This is a genomic window from Ideonella lacteola (assembly GCF_038066555.1).
GTDB classification, from domain to species: domain Bacteria; phylum Pseudomonadota; class Gammaproteobacteria; order Burkholderiales; family Burkholderiaceae_C; genus Ideonella; species Ideonella lacteola.
In genome coordinates, this window is record NZ_JBBUTG010000033.1 from 15,868 (window position 1) to 30,980 (window position 15,113).

The 15,113-nt window shown below is 65.3% G+C and carries 18 protein-coding genes; 11 read left to right on the forward strand and 7 right to left on the reverse strand.

Features of this window, described 5'->3' with window-relative positions; genetic code table 11:
* Positions 1-9: 9 nt before the first annotated feature.
* From AACH06_RS28065 to AACH06_RS28085, 5 genes are all read right to left on the reverse strand, one after another.
* Positions 10-993, reverse strand: a complete 984-nt coding sequence (locus AACH06_RS28065) for a Bug family tripartite tricarboxylate transporter substrate binding protein (protein WP_341429120.1) — start codon at positions 991-993, stop codon at positions 10-12.
* A 53-nt stretch (positions 994-1,046) separates the two neighbouring features.
* On the reverse strand, positions 1,047-2,375 hold the full coding sequence (gene gudD, locus AACH06_RS28070) for a glucarate dehydratase (RefSeq protein ID WP_341429121.1): 1,329 nt from the start codon (positions 2,373-2,375) through the stop codon (positions 1,047-1,049).
* Between the two features lie 100 nt (positions 2,376-2,475).
* Positions 2,476-3,387, reverse strand: a complete 912-nt coding sequence (kdgD, locus tag AACH06_RS28075) for a 5-dehydro-4-deoxyglucarate dehydratase (RefSeq protein ID WP_341429122.1) — start codon at positions 3,385-3,387, stop codon at positions 2,476-2,478.
* 149 nt (positions 3,388-3,536) lie between these two features.
* Positions 3,537-4,454: a LysR substrate-binding domain-containing protein gene (locus AACH06_RS28080; RefSeq protein ID WP_341429123.1), complete on the reverse strand. Its 918-nt coding sequence runs from the start codon at positions 4,452-4,454 to the stop codon at positions 3,537-3,539.
* A 139-nt stretch (positions 4,455-4,593) separates the two neighbouring features.
* Entirely contained in the window at positions 4,594-6,207 is a 1,614-nt protein-coding gene (locus tag AACH06_RS28085) for a DUF4214 domain-containing protein (protein ID WP_341429124.1), read from the reverse strand.
* A 597-nt stretch (positions 6,208-6,804) separates the two neighbouring features.
* Between AACH06_RS28085 and AACH06_RS28090 the strand changes: the two genes are divergently transcribed.
* From AACH06_RS28090 to AACH06_RS28130, 9 genes are all read left to right on the forward strand, one after another.
* On the forward strand, positions 6,805-7,473 hold the full coding sequence (locus AACH06_RS28090) for a hypothetical protein (RefSeq protein WP_341429126.1): 669 nt from the start codon (positions 6,805-6,807) through the stop codon (positions 7,471-7,473).
* Positions 7,474-7,642: 169 nt separating this feature from the next.
* Complete coding sequence (locus AACH06_RS28095) at positions 7,643-8,854, forward strand: tartrate dehydrogenase (protein WP_341429127.1); 1,212 nt, start codon at positions 7,643-7,645, stop codon at positions 8,852-8,854.
* A gap of 45 nt (positions 8,855-8,899) precedes the next feature.
* Positions 8,900-9,442, forward strand: a complete 543-nt coding sequence (locus AACH06_RS28100; RefSeq protein WP_341429128.1) for a hypothetical protein — start codon at positions 8,900-8,902, stop codon at positions 9,440-9,442.
* 30 nt (positions 9,443-9,472) lie between these two features.
* A complete protein-coding gene (locus AACH06_RS28105) occupies positions 9,473-9,796 on the forward strand; it encodes a hypothetical protein (RefSeq protein ID WP_341429129.1) in 324 nt (107 codons plus the stop codon).
* Positions 9,797-10,117 carry a hypothetical protein gene (locus AACH06_RS28110; RefSeq protein WP_341429130.1) on the forward strand — a complete coding sequence of 107 codons (321 nt, stop codon included), beginning with the start codon at positions 9,797-9,799 and terminating at the stop codon, positions 10,115-10,117.
* Positions 10,114-10,572: a YjdF family protein gene (locus AACH06_RS28115; RefSeq protein ID WP_341429131.1), complete on the forward strand. Its 459-nt coding sequence runs from the start codon at positions 10,114-10,116 to the stop codon at positions 10,570-10,572. Before AACH06_RS28110 ends, AACH06_RS28115 begins: the two co-directional genes overlap by 4 nt.
* A gap of 67 nt (positions 10,573-10,639) precedes the next feature.
* A complete protein-coding gene (locus tag AACH06_RS28120) occupies positions 10,640-11,089 on the forward strand; it encodes a YbbD-related protein (protein ID WP_341429132.1) in 450 nt (149 codons plus the stop codon).
* Positions 11,090-11,209: 120 nt separating this feature from the next.
* Positions 11,210-11,488, forward strand: a complete 279-nt coding sequence (locus tag AACH06_RS28125; protein ID WP_341429133.1) for a PepSY domain-containing protein — start codon at positions 11,210-11,212, stop codon at positions 11,486-11,488.
* Entirely contained in the window at positions 11,478-12,053 is a 576-nt protein-coding gene (locus tag AACH06_RS28130; protein WP_341429134.1) for a cytochrome b/b6 domain-containing protein, read from the forward strand. The genes AACH06_RS28125 and AACH06_RS28130 overlap by 11 nt, the downstream gene beginning before the upstream one ends.
* A gap of 232 nt (positions 12,054-12,285) precedes the next feature.
* Here AACH06_RS28130 and AACH06_RS28135 read toward each other — a convergent pair whose 3' ends face one another.
* Positions 12,286-12,693 (reverse strand): ACT domain-containing protein, encoded by a 408-nt coding sequence (locus AACH06_RS28135; protein WP_341429135.1) that lies wholly within the window; start codon positions 12,691-12,693, stop codon positions 12,286-12,288.
* 33 nt (positions 12,694-12,726) lie between these two features.
* Positions 12,727-13,941 carry a tetratricopeptide repeat protein gene (locus tag AACH06_RS28140; RefSeq protein WP_341429136.1) on the reverse strand — a complete coding sequence of 405 codons (1,215 nt, stop codon included), beginning with the start codon at positions 13,939-13,941 and terminating at the stop codon, positions 12,727-12,729.
* Between the two features lie 253 nt (positions 13,942-14,194).
* Here AACH06_RS28140 and AACH06_RS28145 point away from each other — a divergent pair, with 253 nt between their 5' ends.
* Together AACH06_RS28145 and AACH06_RS28150 are read left to right on the forward strand one after the other, a co-directional pair.
* Positions 14,195-14,494 carry an ATPase with chaperone activity gene (locus tag AACH06_RS28145; protein WP_341429137.1) on the forward strand — a complete coding sequence of 100 codons (300 nt, stop codon included), beginning with the start codon at positions 14,195-14,197 and terminating at the stop codon, positions 14,492-14,494.
* A gap of 155 nt (positions 14,495-14,649) precedes the next feature.
* Positions 14,650-15,039, forward strand: coding sequence for a GFA family protein (locus tag AACH06_RS28150; protein WP_341429138.1), 390 nt, complete (start codon positions 14,650-14,652; stop codon positions 15,037-15,039).
* Positions 15,040-15,113 lie beyond the last annotated feature (74 nt).

Here is a 15,113-nt window from a genome sequence, read left to right on the forward strand (position 1 = left end):
CGATCGACGTCAGTCGAGCTTCACGCCGCCTTGCGCCACCACGGTGGCCCAGTGGCGCCGCTCGCGCTCGAAGAAGGCGCCGAACTCGGCGGGGTTCATGGTGTGCACTTCCGCGCCTTGCGCCACCAGGCGTTCGCGCACCTCGGGCATCCGGATGATGCGGGTCAGCTCGGCCGACAGCTTCGCCAGCACCGCCGGCGGCGTGGAGGCGGGCATCAACACGCCTTGCCAGGTGCCTGATTCAAAGCCCTGGACGCCTTGCTCTTGAAGGGTGGGCACCTGGGCGAGCAGCGGTACCCTCGTGGCCTTGGACACGCCGAGCACCTTCAACTTGCCCGATTGCACAAAGGGCAGCGTGGCCAGCATGCCGTTCATCAAGACCTGGGTTTGGCCCGCGATGGTGTCGCTGATGGCTTGCGAGCCGCCCTTGTAGGGGATGTACTCCCAGCGCGCGCCAGTGGCTTTTTCGACCGCAACGCCGGCCAGGTGTGGTGCGCTGCCGATGGCGGTGACGGCGAAGTCGAGCTTGCTGTTCTTGGACAGGGCCACCAACTCGCCCAGGTTGTTGGCCGAGACTGACGGGTGCACCACCAGCAGGTGGGGCGAATAGGCCAGCATGGCGGCCCCGCGCAAATCGCGCGATGGGTCGAACGAGAGCTTGCTGTACACCGATGGGCTGATGGCCAGCGCACCCACATCGCACAGCAGCAATGTGTGGCCGTCGGTCGATTTCGCGACCGCATCGGTGCCCATATTGCCGTTGGCACCGGGCTTGTTGTCGATGACCACGGGTTGCTTCAGCGCCGCGGACACAGGCTGGCTGATGGCGCGCGCAATGATGTCCGACGAGCCGCCCGGTGGATAGGGCACGACGATGCGCAGCGGCTTGCTGGGCCACGTGGCCGGAGTCGCGGGCGACTGGGCGAGCGCCCATGGAAGGTGGGTCGCACAGAGGATCGCAGCAGCGATCAGGCCGAACCGGTGGCGGGGCATGGCAGGTCTCCTGGGGTGACGACGTGGCCGGGGGCCGAGGCGAGGGGCGGGTATCAGCGCACCAGGCAAGGGCGCTTCGGGTCGAACTTCCAGCCCGGCATCAGGTACTGCATCGCCACCGCATCGTCGCGGGCGCCCAGCCCGTGCCGCTGGTACAGGGCGTGGGCCCGCTCCACCGCGGCCATGTCCAACTCGATGCCGAGGCCGGCGCGTGTGGGGACTTCCACCTCGCCGCCCTCGATGCGCAAGGGCTGCTGGGTCAGGTGTTGACCGTCCTGCCAGATCCAGTGGGTGTCGATGGCCGTGATGCGGCCCGGCACTGCTGCGGCGGCATGGGTGAACATCGCCAGCGACACATCGAAATGGTTGTTCGAATGCGAGCCCCAGGTGAGGCCGAAGTCGCGGCAGGTCTGGCCGACACGAACGGCGCCCTGCATCGTCCAGAAGTGCGGGTCCGCCAAGGGGATGTCGACCGACTGCAGCGCCAGCGAGTGCACCATCTGCCGCCAATCAGTGGCCACCATGTTGGTTGCGGTGGGCAGCCCGGTGGCGCGGCGGAACTCGGCCATCACCTCGCGGCCCGAGAACCCGCCTTCGGCGCCGCAGGGGTCTTCGGCGTAGGCCAACACGCCGTGCATGTCGCGCATCAGGCGGATGGCGTCTTTCAGCAGCCAGCCGCCATTGGGGTCAAGCGTGATGCGCGCCTGCGGGAAGCGCGCCTTGAGCGCGCGCACCGCTTCGACTTCGTCTTCGCCGCGCAGCACCCCGCCCTTGAGCTTGAAATCCTGGAAGCCGTAGCGTTGCTGCGCCGCTTCGGCCAGGCGCACGATCGCTTGCGGATCGAGGGCCGGCTCGTGGCGAAGTCGCAGCCAGTCGTCATCCGCATCCGCCGCACTGTCGTAGGGCAGGTCGGTGCGGCGACGGTCGCCGATGTAGAAGAGATAGCCCAGCACGGGCACGCGATCGCGTTGCTGCCCTTCGCCCAGCAGGGCGCACACGGGCACGTCCAGCGCCTGGCCGAGCAGGTCGAGCAGCGCCGATTCGACGGCCGTCACCGCATGGATGGTGGTGCGCAGGTCGAATGTCTGAAGCCCGCGCCCCCCTGCGTCACGGTCGGCGAAGCGCTGGCGAATGTCGTTCAGCACGCGTTGCCAGTCGCCCAGCTTGCGGCCGACGACCAGCCCCTGCGCATCTTCCAGCGTCTGGCGAATGGCCTCGCCACCGGGCACTTCGCCCACGCCTTGCCGGCCGGAGCTGTCGGTGAGCACCAGCAAGTTGCGGGTGAAGAAAGGGGCGTGAGCGCCGCTGAGATTCAGCAGCATGCTGTCGCGGCCGGCCACGGGAATGGCACGCAGCGAGACGACGGTCGGGGTCGAGGGCATGGTGGGGAAGAGATCGTTTCTGACCGGCACGCAGACCCACGGGCAGGTCGGCAGCCGGTCCGTCAAAGAAGGGGCGAGCCGCAGGGCCCCGGCCGGTGGTTCATTGGGGGCCCAGCCGCCCGATCAATGCGCGCAGTTGTTCCACCTCGGGGGCGGTCAGTTCGGACAGTGGTGGGCGAACCGGGCCAGCGCTGTGGCCGACGATGGTGGCGCCGGCCTTCACCATGCTGACGGCGTACCCCGGCCCGCGGTTGCGCAACTCGACCAGGGGCAGGAAGAAGTCCTGGATCAAACGCTGCGTGGTGGCGTGATCGCCGGCAGCGTGCGCGTTGTAGAACTCGATGGCGGTGCGCGGAATGAAGTTGAAGACCGCCGATGAATACACCGGGCAACCCATGGCCTTGTACGCGCCTGCGAACACTTCCGCGGTGGGCAGCCCACCGAGGTAGGCCACCCGATCGCCGAGCTTGTGGCGCACGTTGACGAACGCTTCGATGTCGCCGATGCCGTCCTTGAAGCCGATCAGGTTGGGGCACCTGTCGACCAGCTTCAGCAAGGTGTCGGGCGCGTAGCGTGTGGTGCCGCGGTTGTAGACGATCACACCGATCTTCACCGCCCGGCAGATCGCCTCGACGTGCTTCAGCAGCCCTTCCTGGGTCGATTCGGTGAGGTAGGGGGGCAGCAGCAGGATGCCCTGGGCGCCGGCCCGCTCGGCCTCTTGGGCGTACTTCACCGCCAAGCTCGTGCCGCCGCCCGCACCGGCCACGATGGGCACACGCCCGCGGCAGGTGTCTGCCGCCACCCGGATGACTTGGCTGAATTCGCCAGGTTCGAGCGAGAAGAACTCACCCGTGCCGCCGGCGGCAAACAGCACGGTGGCGCCGTACGGCATCAGCCATTCCAGGCGGGCGGCGTAACCGCGCGGCTCGAACTGGCCGTCGCCATCGAAATCGGTCAGGGGAAAGGAGAGCAGGCCCGCTTGCAGGGCTTGCTTGAGTTCTTGCGGCGACATGAAGGGCTCCGGCGATTCTTGTTGTCAGTCATCGTACAACTACAAATGCGGCTGGGCAACATCTCTCCCAGGGGGAAACTACTTACCTACGCGAGCCGGAGCCCGCTTGATCGGCTTCTGCACGATGTTGTCAGACAACGGGCGCCTGCTCAGACCCGCTCTGGGTCAGGCAGGTTTCGGCCAAACCAATCGACCAGAAAGTTGACGGCCAGGCGCAGCTTCGCCGACCTTTCCAGCCGCATCGGGTAGACGGCCCAGATGTCGGCGGGCTGAGTCACCTCGGGCAACACGTGCACGAGTCGACCCGACGCCAGCAACGGGCCGACCTGCCACAGCGAACGCAGGGCGATGCCGTGGCCTTGCAGCGTCCACTGCAGCACCACCTCGCCGTTGTTGCTGGCCAGCGGGCCCCTGACCTTGACCGCGCGCTCGACATGCCCGTCCACCAGACGCCACAGTCCGAAGGGGTGGTCACGCTCCTTGATCGGCAGGCAATCGCGCATGGCCAGTTCATCGACCGTGCCGGGATGGCCGTGGGTGTCCACATAGCTTGGCGACGCGCACAACACTCGCCAATTTCGCGCCAGCCGGCGCGCAATGAGGTTCGGCGCGATCTCGTCGCCCACCCGGATATCCAGATCGAAGCCCTCGGAGGTGATGTCCACCAGCCGGTCAAACAGGTCGAGCCTCACCTGAAGGCCCGGGTGGCGACGCTGCAGCGCCGCCAGCGCAGGTGCCGCCTGCAGCCGACCGAAGCCGAAACTGCTGCACACCTGCAAATGCCCGCGCGCGCGGTGCTTGACGCCCCCCACACTCTCCATGAGCAGGCCCACTTCCTCGAGAACGCGCTGTGCGGCCTGATGGGCCCGCTGACCTTCCTCGGTGAGCTGCACGCGCCGTGTGGTGCGGTGAAACAACTGCACGCCGAGTGCACGTTCGAGCAAGCCGATGCGCTTGCTGACATACGCCGGCGAACTGCCCAAGTCCACAGAAGCCGACGCGAAGCTGCCAGTGCGGACGACCGCGCAGAACACGCGAAGGTCGTTGGTGTCGGGAGTGGAATTCAACACGAACTGTGGTGAAACGGTAAGAGCCGGATGCTATCAATACCGGGGGAGCCGCCGCGGAGGCATCGCCGAGGGCAGCCCGGGATCAAGGGGCTGCCTGGCGGGGCGGACGGATTGTCCATCCGGTCGTCTGCGCCGCTCAGTACTCGGGCGGGTGGGCCGCGAAGTCGCTGATGCAGCCGGAGATGGTTTGATCAGCGTAGGGTTGGATGCTGCCGCTGGCGTAGCCCGCCTTCACCGAAGCCACGACGTTGCCCGACGGGCAGAGGGTGTCGCTGTCGGGCATGAGATTCGCGACGATGCTGTTGTCCAGAACGCTGGCGTTCAACATGCCCGATACACCCACGGCAATGGCGACGTTGGTCGGGATCTTCGCCGACGTATTGCCGCTGGCTGCGCCTCCATCGCCATTCAAGCCAGTGCCGCCCCACCAGGCCTTTGAGCCGACCGACAGCCCGATGATGAAGTGGGTATTCGGGCTGGTCCACAAGGTGTTTTTCGACAACCTGGCCCCCTTGAAATCACTGGTGGTGATCTGCGAACCATCGGGCTTCAGATAGCCGTCGTACCCCAGCGCGGCGAAGGCGCTGTTGCCAGCGCTGAGGATGGTGTTGCTCTCGATCACGCTCTTCTGTGGCACCGTTGCGGCAGGGAACACGGCAATGCCCACATCGGTGGCGTCGATCACGGCGTTGCCGGTGATCGTGGCGCCCTCGCAGCCGATGCTCAAGCCATCGGTGTACTTGCCCGATTCATAGTGCCTCGCAGAATAGGACGTGATGACGTTGTTGGTGATGCGCAGGCTGCTGCACGGGAACTTGTCAAACGAGCCTCTGGCCTGGATGCCCGTCCAACCCAGCGTGTTCGAGATGAAGTTGTCTTTCACCACCACACCTTTGCCGCCGCGGATTTCGACATTGATGGCGTTCAAGGTCCATGCACTGCCGCTGTTGCGCTGGCCATCGACCCAGACATTGCGCAACGTGCCCGAGTGGGTGGCAGATCCGAACGCCAGGCCGATCAGCGCGCTGTTGAAGGGCTTGCCATCAGCCTGGTTGCCGCGCACCAGCCTGGCCATGTTGGCGTGATGTCGTGAATCCGGTGAACCCGCCGTGGCCAGCGTGATGCCGTTGCGGATCTGCAGAGTCTTGTCGATGACGATGACCGAACGCTGCCGCAGCGCAATGACCGTGCCGGGTGCAGATTTGTCGATCAGGGCCTGCAGATCCTGGCCAGTCTTGAAGTCGTAGCCGCCGGATGCCGGCATGGGAACGCGCATCACAGGCTGGGTTCCGAACGAGTAGGTGCCGCCGGCGCAGATCTTGGATGACAAGCTGCCGAATTCGCTCGAGTTGAACATCGCCTCCACGACGCCCGCACGGCTGGACGTGCCGTTGTCCAGTGCTTGGAGCCATTGGTTGTAGCCGTTGGTGTCGGGCTCACGGTTGAGAATGGCCCGATAGGCCACCAGCAGGTGCGCGGCGTTGTCGTAGGCCAAGCCGGCATATTCCGGCGAGTCGAACAACGACTGGCCCCATTCGGCCAGGACCGACTGGGAGCACGTGTTCTGCTCGAAGTAGGGCATGGCATTGCGCCAACCCTCTGGGTCCGGTGCGCGGCCAAGGGCTTCGGTGTAGAGCTTGGCCACGAACTGGCCCGGCACGGCGGCCGATGCGGTGGCAGGGCTCCAAGCGGTGGCCATCACGGAAATGGCCAGGGCTGCAATGGTGGTGAAAGATCGTTGGGGTCTCATGTGATTGGGGGGTAGTCGAACAAGTGCCCGACCCTTTGCAGGTCGGCCAGACGACTATCAACCCGTCTGAACCGCACCCGGGCGTGTCTGCAGTCACTGTTCATGCACGGGCAGGAGTTGGTAACTCGCGTGCGTGACGCGTGGGCCTGCGACGCATCAGGGCATATCGACGGCCGTGCACGGCGACACCCACAGGGCGGGCATTCACCTATGAAACCCGGTGCGCCGCCCCGCCGATTCCGCATCGGCTTGAACCGGACGATTCCAGCGACAGCGAACCTTCCGACAAGGCGTTCCGCACGTTCTGTGTTGTCAGACTTCACGATTCGTGATGTCGGTTCGGCGGGCCTGCATCGAACTGGGCGCGTAATCCCGGCCAACTCGGTCAATCGCGGGGTAAGGGTGTGCCGAATACTGCCTGGGCGCGCTCGGGGCCTCGCTGCGAGGCGGGTGCGCACGACCAGGTTCCAGGGAGGGCGGGTCAACAGGTTCTTGGCGCGGGCGGTACGGCGCCGGGCTTCAGCCGATCACTCCGGGGCCACCTTGGCGCGTGGCACGCCGCGCGCGGCTCGTCGACCGACTCCGGAGCAGCTTTCGATGCACACCGCCCTCTGCAAGGATCTCTTCGATTCGCTGGCCTCTGCGGGCCTTCAGGAGGGGCACGTTCGCCGTTTGCTGACACGGCCTGCTCATCTGCACTTCAGCCTCAAGTTCGCGCTGGGCTTGGTCGAACTCGAGGACAAGGCCCGCGAACCGATGAGCGTGCTCGAACTACCCAAGGGTGGGCTCGCATTCCGGCAGGCCGCTGAGCCTCTGCCGTTCGACTACAAGGACTGGCAGGTCTATGTGCGGCAACGCAATGGCACAGTGCCTGAGCACATGCAGTGCCATTTCGACACCTCGCGACAGTCCGCGTTCGCCACTGCAGAGTTCAATGAGCCTTTGTCGCCCGACATCAGTTCGATCTTCCTGGTGGAGACAGCGCACGCGCGGATCCGCCCGGAGCAGGCCCATGAGATGCTGCATGCGGTGGCGCCAGATACGGCTCGCCGTACCAAGCCCTTGTTGACTTTTGAAGTCTTGCGGTACTTCTGGGATGAGATCAACAACCTGAATGCGGCCTATGTGGTGATCAACTCGGCCATCAAGGGCGTGGGCTACCCCGTCATCTTCAACTCGCTGTCCAAGGGCAAGCGGGTCACCTTTGTTCCGGGTGTTCCCCACCAGCACGCCGAGTACACCGGCTACTACGCCTGCTGCGCCTGAGCGCGCCCTGACATGTGCCGCACCCGGCGCCCGGTTGCCTCTCTGTGCCCGTGGCGATGGCGCGCGAAGCGTCGCGGTGGCAGGATCGGTTGATTCAACACGATTCGTGTTGAGAGTGGTCACGCAGCGTGTGCGCAGCAGGGGGTGCGTCGCCCCTAGCATGGGAGCCATGACCGACGATGTACACCGCCGGGCGGGGCGCCCGACTCCCACTCCAGACCGCCCGTCGAATCGCGACGAGGCCGTCGACCCGACCCATGGCCAATCTCCAGGGCGGTCTCCAGGCCGATTCCGCATCGCGGTGATTCCCGGTGATGGGATCGGCAAGGAGGTGGCGCCGGAAGGGGTGCGGGTCGTGCAGGCGGCTGCTCACCGATTCGGTATCGAGCTGGACGTCGAGTGGATCGAGTGGGCGAGTTGCGACTGGTACGCCGCCCATGGCGAGATGATGCCGGACGACTGGAAGCACCGCCTGCAGGGCGTGGATGCCATCTATTTCGGCGCCGTGGGCTGGCCTGCCACCGTGCCGGATCATGTCTCGCTGTGGGGCTCGTTGCTGAAGTTCCGCCGCGAGTTCGATCAATACATCAACCTGCGGCCGGTGCGGTTGTTCGAGGGTGTGCCCAGCCCGCTGGCGGGCCGTCGTCCCGGTGAGATTGACTACCTGATCGTGCGTGAAAACACCGAGGGTGAATACACGTCAGCCGGAGGCATCTTGTTCGAAGGCACCGAGCGTGAGCTGGTCGTCCAGGAGTCGATCTACACGCGCATTGGCGCCGATCGGGTGCTGTCGTTCGCCTTCGAGACGGCGCGCGCCAGAGCGCGAAGGCGGCTGACCGTGGCCACCAAGAGCAACGGCGTGGCGATCGCGATGCCGTGGTGGGACCGGCGAGCGGATGACGTCGGAAGGCGCTATCCCGACGTGGCGATGGACAAGCAGCACATCGACATCCTGAGCGCGCGGTTCGTGCTGCAACCGGACCGTTTCGACGTCGTCGTGGCGACGAACCTGTTCGGCGACATCCTGTCTGATCTCGGGCCGGCCACCACGGGCACGATCGGCCTGGCGCCATCGGCGAACCTCAACCCCGAGCGCAAGCACCCGAGCTTGTTTGAACCGGTGCATGGCTCGGCGCCCGACATTGCCGGCCTGGGTGTGGCCAATCCGATGGCGATGATCTGGTCCGGGGCCATGATGCTCGACTTCCTGACCCATGGGACAGGGGCGGGCCGCGCGGCGCACGATGCGATCCTGGCGGCGATCGAATCGGTGTTGCGAGACGGTCCGCGCACCCGCGATCTGGGTGGCTGGGCGTCGACGTTGGACGTCGGGCGCGAGATCGCAGAAAGGGTGGCTGAGCCGATGCAGGCGCCGGCGTGAGGCGTGGCAGGATCGGCCCACTTCAACGCACACGGACGCTTCGGCATGCCCATCACGCCGTTTCACTTCGGGCCAGGCGCTGCACTGCACGCCATGGCGCCGTCCCACATCAGTTTCCTGGCCTTTGTGGCGGCCAACGTGCTGATCGACGTGGAGCCGCTGTATTACATGGTGACGGCCCAGTTCCCCTTGCACCGAACCTTCCACACCTACCTGGGCGCCACCGCGGTCGCTGCCGCAGTCGTGTTGCTTCACGCGGGCGGCAGGGCGCTGCAGAGCCACCTGCCCGATCTGTTCGGCTGGAAGTCGCTGGGCCGCCAACCCGTGGCGCTGGGCGCGGCGGCTGGCGTCTATTCGCACGTGGCGCTGGACAGCCTGATGCACGCCGATATGCATCCGTTCTGGCCTCTGTCATCTGCCAACCCGATGCTGGATGCGATCGGCTTGCCTGTCCTCCACGGCGCCTGTTTCATGGTCGGCATCGTGGCGTCGCTCTGGCTGGGATGGCAGCGCATCGCATGGCCAGCCCGCGAGCCGAAGCGCGAGCTAAGCCACGAGGGCCGACCGGATATCCGCCGCAGCACTTGAATAGCTCCCGCGCCTCGCGGGCGAACTCACATGTTTTCCAGACCTTGGCCCATCACGCTTGTCAGCCTCATCAACTTCGCACTCGGAATTCCCGGGCTGGTGATGCTGTGTGTGCCGATGTATAGGGTTCACTTCGAATCGATCATCCCGTACGTGCTGGTATCGGCCGTCAACATGACGCTGACCGGCGTAGGGCTGTGGCGCGTGAAGCGTTGGGCACCTGTGGCCTTCACGACAATCTGGCTGGCATTGCATATCTATTACACGGTGATGGGGCGTCACCCCGAAGCAGGATGGATCGGCCTGGTGCTGGTCTGGGGAGTCAGCCTGTACTACTGGCGAAGGCTCGACTGAATGGAAGCCACCATCGAGGCCTGTGCGGAGGTGGGCTTGACGTTGGGCGTCACCGGGATCGTGTTCGGTTGGCCGTCGGAGGACAAACTTCTGCAGTGGCTGCGCTGGTGCATCGGCACTGCGGTATGCAGCATGAGCTTTTCGCTGGCAGTGGTGGCCATGTTCGATCGAACGATCGAGCAAGAGTTTCATGGACGGCGCGGCATGCTGGCGTTGTCGTTGTGCCTGGTGGTGGCTGCGGGCCTGCTGACCTTGGCCTGGCTGGCCGTGCGGGCGACCCGTGGATGCAGACCGTGGGCGGACTTGGGGTCAGGCCGTTGACCGCGGTCTGGCGCGACATTTTGAATGTGCGGGTGCCCAGTCGGATTCAATTGACCCTCTACTTCGATGGCCAGTTTTGGGTGGGTGTGCTGGAGCGAGAAGAGTCTGGCTCGTTGCGGGCCGCACGCCATGTGTTCGGCGCCGAACCTCACGACGAGGAGGTCGCGGCTTTCATCCGTGGAGAAGCGCTATCGTTGCTCGAAGGTGTCGCCGGGGCGATCGACGCCGTCGTTGCCCAACCAGGCGCGGTCAACCCGAAACGGTTGGCGCGGCAGGCTGCCCGCGAGATGCTGCGACATGGGGTGACCCGCCAGGCCGATGCCGCACTTCAGGCCAGCTACGAGTCGCGAAAGAAGGTCCGGGTTGAAGTGTCGCGTGAGCAGAGGCTGGCTCGGGCCCGGCAGCAATACCTGCTGGCGCGCGATAAGGCGAAGAAGCGGCATCGAGGGAAGTGAGCTAGGGCTTGCGGGGGCGGGCGCCGGATGGATCAATTCAACGCGGAGTACGTCATTCATGAAGTCATTGAAGGAGTTCACCTTTCTTCGGGCATGGGCTGCGTGCCTGGCCTCGCTGGCGGTCTTCCCGCTCGTGGCCTGTGGCGAAGCTGCCGAGGCACGGTACGCGACGGTCGCCGAAGCCGCGGCGGCTGGCGCGTTCAGCCATGGGTGGCTGCCCGTCTGGATACCTGCTGAAGCGACGGCGATTCGCGAGGCCCATGATGTGGCCAATCAGGCCGTCATGGTGCGGTTCCAGATCCCCAAGGGGGCTGCGTTGCGGTTGCTGCCCGAGTGCGAGGCGCGCAGTGGACGCGAGGTGCCGCCGCCGCCGTTGCGCCGCTCGTGGTGGCCTGATGACGTGCCGCATGGCGGATGGAACACTCCCCGGTCCTTTTCCTACAAGCAGTGCGTGAAACAGTTTGTGGCGCACAGCAGCGATTCCGGCGAGGTGTTCGTCTGGAGTCTGGGGTCCTGACCGGGCCCGTCCGAGTTGGAGGGCAGCTGACATTCAGCAAGCTGGGGCATCGGGCTGTCGCATACCATCTGGCCCCGTACCCCGTTTGGCCCAGTGGGCCCTCTTTAAAGGAACCCCCGCATGAAAGTCCGCGCTCTGTCTTTGCTGCTCGTGTCGGTTGCGTCACTCTCGCCTTTGTCAGCATGGGCCAAGGCCGATTGCAAGGCCTACCCGAAGAATGAGTGGATGAGCGAGGCCGACGCCAAGGCCAGGATCGAGGCCCAGGGTTACACCATCGCCAAGTTCAAGGTCGACGGCAACTGCTACGAGATCTACGGCAAGAACAAGGAAGGCAAGAAAGTCGAGATCTATTACGACGCCAAGACGCTCGAGCCGGTCAAGTCCGAGATTGAAAAGTAATCTCGATTCGCCGTCGACACCGGCGACGGGCGGTTTGCCCGCCTCCGGTGGCGTCCGCGTCTGGGATCTGGTGGTACGGGTATCGCACGCCTGTGTGGCCGTGCTGGTGCTGACGAACTACCTGCGCGACGATGGCGACGAATTGCATCGCCTCATCGGCTACGCCGCCGCGTCCGCCGTGGGCATCCGGCTTGTCTGGGCCCTCTTCAGCGCGGGGCACGGTGGCTTGCGGTCGCTCTGGCCGTCGTGGCGCGCCACCTGGGCCTACCTGCGTCAGGGGGCGCCCCGCTGCGTGGGCCACGATCCGCTGGGCCTGTGGATGGTCTGGCTGTTGTGGGCGCTGGTGCTCGGCCTGGCGCTGACAGGCTGGATGAGCCGCCTGGACGCCTTCTGGGGCGACGACCGCATCACCGAACTGCACGAATGGCTGGCCAACGGTCTCATCGTGGCGGCCGGCATCCACGTCGGCGGCGTCGTCGCGATGAGTTGGCGCTGGAAAGAAAATCTCGCCCGCGCGATGGTCACGGGCATGAAGCGCACGGATGACGTGCCCTCTCGCCCATAAAAGAGGGCGCCAGTTCCGAAGCCGGAACGGCGCCCCAAGGACTGGCGATACTTGAGAGGAAAGAAGATGCAACCGTCAGCCCGTCCCCAATGTAAAGCTCTTGACCCGTCTTGTGGGTAACTGTTTACGACCATCCGCAGCCTCGCCGCGTGATGGCGGCTCGATCTGAAAGACGGGGGCAGCCAGATCGGCCGTCGCCGATGCGCGGGCGGCAAGCGTCGTTCCTGCCTTCTCAGTCAGGCGCCGTGCGCTGCAAGGCGCGCAGGACATCCAGCGCTTGCTGGGCTTGCTCTTCGGGGACGAAGAGGTGGTCGTGGTGGGCGCCTGCCACCACATTGCAGCTGACGCCCGCCATCGCAAGGGCACCGGAAAAAGCCGCCGTGAGGCCAACCGCCTGCAGATCGGAGTGCACCGTCAGGGTGATCCAGGCGGCTCTGAAGAGGACCCGCAGCCCGTGGCGTTCGGCCTGCTCGATCGGCACGATGACGGTCACGCCCTCGGCTTCGCGGACGGTGACCACCGGCTGCAGCGAGGCGGGATCGGTATCGAACGGCAGCACGGCATAGGCGTAAACCCCGTCGTGGCGCGAGGGCTCCAGCGATTGCAGGAGGGCGGCGAGGCTGGACAAGTGCGGGCTCATGAGTGGGCGCACCAAGCGAGAAGCGCGCCAGCCTCAGCCAGTCTTGCGCTGGGGGCGCCGAACGCCTCGAGACATCGGGGCGCGGCCCACGGATTGAGGCTGCGATGCGGCTGCAGTGGCGGCCGCGGCCGCGGGTGTGGTGCTGCCAAACGCCTTGCCGTCCGATCGGCGCAAGAACAGGTGCTCCATCTCCAACCGCGTGCGCATCAGCCTGGATTGGGCCTGGGCCTGGCGGTAGGCGCGAAGACCGCTCAACTCGTCAAAGCTCTGACGCGCCGAAAGGGCGGCGATCGGTTCACCCAGTGCGACGAGGCAGCGGTAGCGCAAATCGCGCAGCCGAATCCGGGTGCTGAGCTCGTTGGTCGGCAGTTCCGTGTGGAGCAGCCCATCCAGCAGGTCGAGCGCAGATCGCGCCTCGCCGCGGGCCAGCCGCCACTTGGCTTCCAGCAACTGAAGATGACGCCAGTGGGCGTTCAGGCCGGCTTGCTCGGCGTCTTGCTTGGCGGCGCGAAGGTGTTCTTCGGCCATGTCCCATCGCCCCTGCAGCAGGCACAACTCCAACTGGTGCAGGCGGACGAAGGTGATCAGGCGCCAGTCTTCCAGTGAAGCCGCGGCGCGGGTGGCGCGCTCGACACTGGCGGCCGCGCTGTCCAGTGATTGCTGGGCGGCTTCGACGTCTCCGGCGTCGCGCGCCATGCGCGCCAGGTCGAACGCCAGCGATGCGTGGTTGCAGCGCATGGTGGTCTCCAGCCGCTGCTCCTGGTGTGGCCGATCGAACTCGCAGGCCAATGCGCCGAGGACGCGCTCGGCGGCCCACAGGTCGCCCAAAAGCAGGAAGGCGGATGCGGCGCTGCCACGCGCCCGGACATAGTGCGACAGGCTTCCGAGGCGGCTGGACAGCCCGAGCAGCTCGCTCAGCCACTGAAGAGACTCTTCGAAACGCGCCAACTCACCCGCCGCAACCACCGCGACGGTCAGCACCGAGAATCGAAGCTCCACCTCGTTTTCGATACCCGGGTCCGCCTGCTGCAGGAACGATCGGGCGCATTGAAGGCTGTCGCTCAATTGCCCCAGGCGATAACACGCGAGGCATTGCAGGTGCTCGATGGCCGCAATTTCCGAAGCGGGCCGTCCCTGCCGATCCATGGCCGAAAGCAGCCCCACGGCTTCGACCAATGCACCTTCGGCGAAACGCTGTCGAGCCTGATCAAGCGCTGCGGTGGCGTGTGTCGGGTCGGCTGGCGGCATGTGCAAGGTTCAAGGGCCCGCACGGCGGGGAATTGTCAGCTTCGCGTCATTTTCAGCGGCGCCGCCGTCGCCATGGTGGGCGTGTCGCGCGGGTGTGTGGTGTAAATCGCAGGCATACCGCACGGAAAGCGGCCTGCCGGGCGGGGTTGCCGAAGAAACGCCGCCGGCCGGAGCAACGCTCGATCAGGGCTGGAAACGAATGCTGTATGGATATACAGTTCACGCATTGGTCGCGACGCACCCTCGAAAAACCATGGATCTTGAATACCAGACCGCCATTCCCGAGTCGTTCATGGCGCTGTTTGCCGCCTCCGGGCGAATGAAGCCCGTCGAGCCGCTGTCGGCCATTCGCGAGCGGTATGGGTACTGCGAAGACTTGGCCAGCCTGCTCGTCGATACGGCGCGTACCCGCAAGGCCCAATTGGGCATCGATGAATCGGATGTGCTCGACCGAATCGCCACAGGCCTGCGCAGCGGTGAGGTGGTGGCCAATGAGCGTGAGGCTGAGTGGGTGATGGCCCGGCTGGCTGAGATGCTCGATTGGCGACGTTGAGCCGCGTGCCGCGGGCGCGTCTTGTGGCGCCCAAAGTGCACTGAACGGCACTGGACGCCTTGCCCACCGAACTGCATGATCTTTGGGTTCCCGCCGGCTCGCCGGCAATCTGGCTCAATCCATGATGTCCATGGATCTACCTCAAAGGACTGTTCATGATTCAAGGAGCTTGTCTGTGTGGTGCGGTTCGCTGGCGTTTTGAAGCCGAGCCGGACGGCGCCACGGCCTGCAATTGCACGGCGTGCCGCCGTTATGGCGTGTTGTGGGCCTATGACTATGACGGCGAGGGCATCAAGGTCGAGGGCGACACGCGGCCATTTGTTCGTGGCAAAGCACTGGCTTTTCACTTTTGCCCGGTGTGCGGATGCATGGCCTATTGGCGCGCATTGAGTGTGGACGAGCAGGGCCGGCGTCGCATCGCGGTGAATTTGCGGCTCGCTGAGCCCGATACGGTGGGTCATATACCGATCGATCATTTCGATGGGCTTGTTTCGTTCGACGATCTGCCACGCGATGGGCGCTGCGTAGCAGACTATTGGTTCTAGTCCAGTGAAACGGAGAAATCGGATGTTTGCCGGTGTTTGGCAGGGCGCGCAGCAAGGCGCGGCCCGCAGCCCAG

Bases quoted from the DNA above. Each gene is read 5' to 3' on its own strand.
- AACH06_RS28150 (WP_341429138.1), top strand. From the start codon at position 14,650: ATGATTCAAGGAGCTTGTCTGTGTGGTGCGGTTCGCTGGCGTTTTGAA.
- AACH06_RS28110 (WP_341429130.1), top strand. From the start codon at position 9,797: ATGGAAGCCACCATCGAGGCCTGTGCGGAGGTGGGCTTGACGTTGGGC.
- AACH06_RS28085 (WP_341429124.1), bottom strand. From the start codon at position 6,207: ATGAGACCCCAACGATCTTTCACCACCATTGCAGCCCTGGCCATTTCC.
- AACH06_RS28140 (WP_341429136.1), bottom strand. From the start codon at position 13,941: ATGCCGCCAGCCGACCCGACACACGCCACCGCAGCGCTTGATCAGGCT.
- AACH06_RS28125 (WP_341429133.1), top strand. From the start codon at position 11,210: ATGAAAGTCCGCGCTCTGTCTTTGCTGCTCGTGTCGGTTGCGTCACTC.
- AACH06_RS28105 (WP_341429129.1), top strand. From the start codon at position 9,473: ATGTTTTCCAGACCTTGGCCCATCACGCTTGTCAGCCTCATCAACTTC.
- AACH06_RS28145 (WP_341429137.1), top strand. From the start codon at position 14,195: ATGGATCTTGAATACCAGACCGCCATTCCCGAGTCGTTCATGGCGCTG.
- AACH06_RS28135 (WP_341429135.1), bottom strand. From the start codon at position 12,693: ATGAGCCCGCACTTGTCCAGCCTCGCCGCCCTCCTGCAATCGCTGGAG.
- AACH06_RS28065 (WP_341429120.1), bottom strand. From the start codon at position 993: ATGCCCCGCCACCGGTTCGGCCTGATCGCTGCTGCGATCCTCTGTGCG.
- AACH06_RS28090 (WP_341429126.1), top strand. From the start codon at position 6,805: ATGCACACCGCCCTCTGCAAGGATCTCTTCGATTCGCTGGCCTCTGCG.
- kdgD (WP_341429122.1), bottom strand. From the start codon at position 3,387: ATGTCGCCGCAAGAACTCAAGCAAGCCCTGCAAGCGGGCCTGCTCTCC.
- AACH06_RS28100 (WP_341429128.1), top strand. From the start codon at position 8,900: ATGCCCATCACGCCGTTTCACTTCGGGCCAGGCGCTGCACTGCACGCC.
- gudD (WP_341429121.1), bottom strand. From the start codon at position 2,375: ATGCCCTCGACCCCGACCGTCGTCTCGCTGCGTGCCATTCCCGTGGCC.
- AACH06_RS28095 (WP_341429127.1), top strand. From the start codon at position 7,643: ATGACCGACGATGTACACCGCCGGGCGGGGCGCCCGACTCCCACTCCA.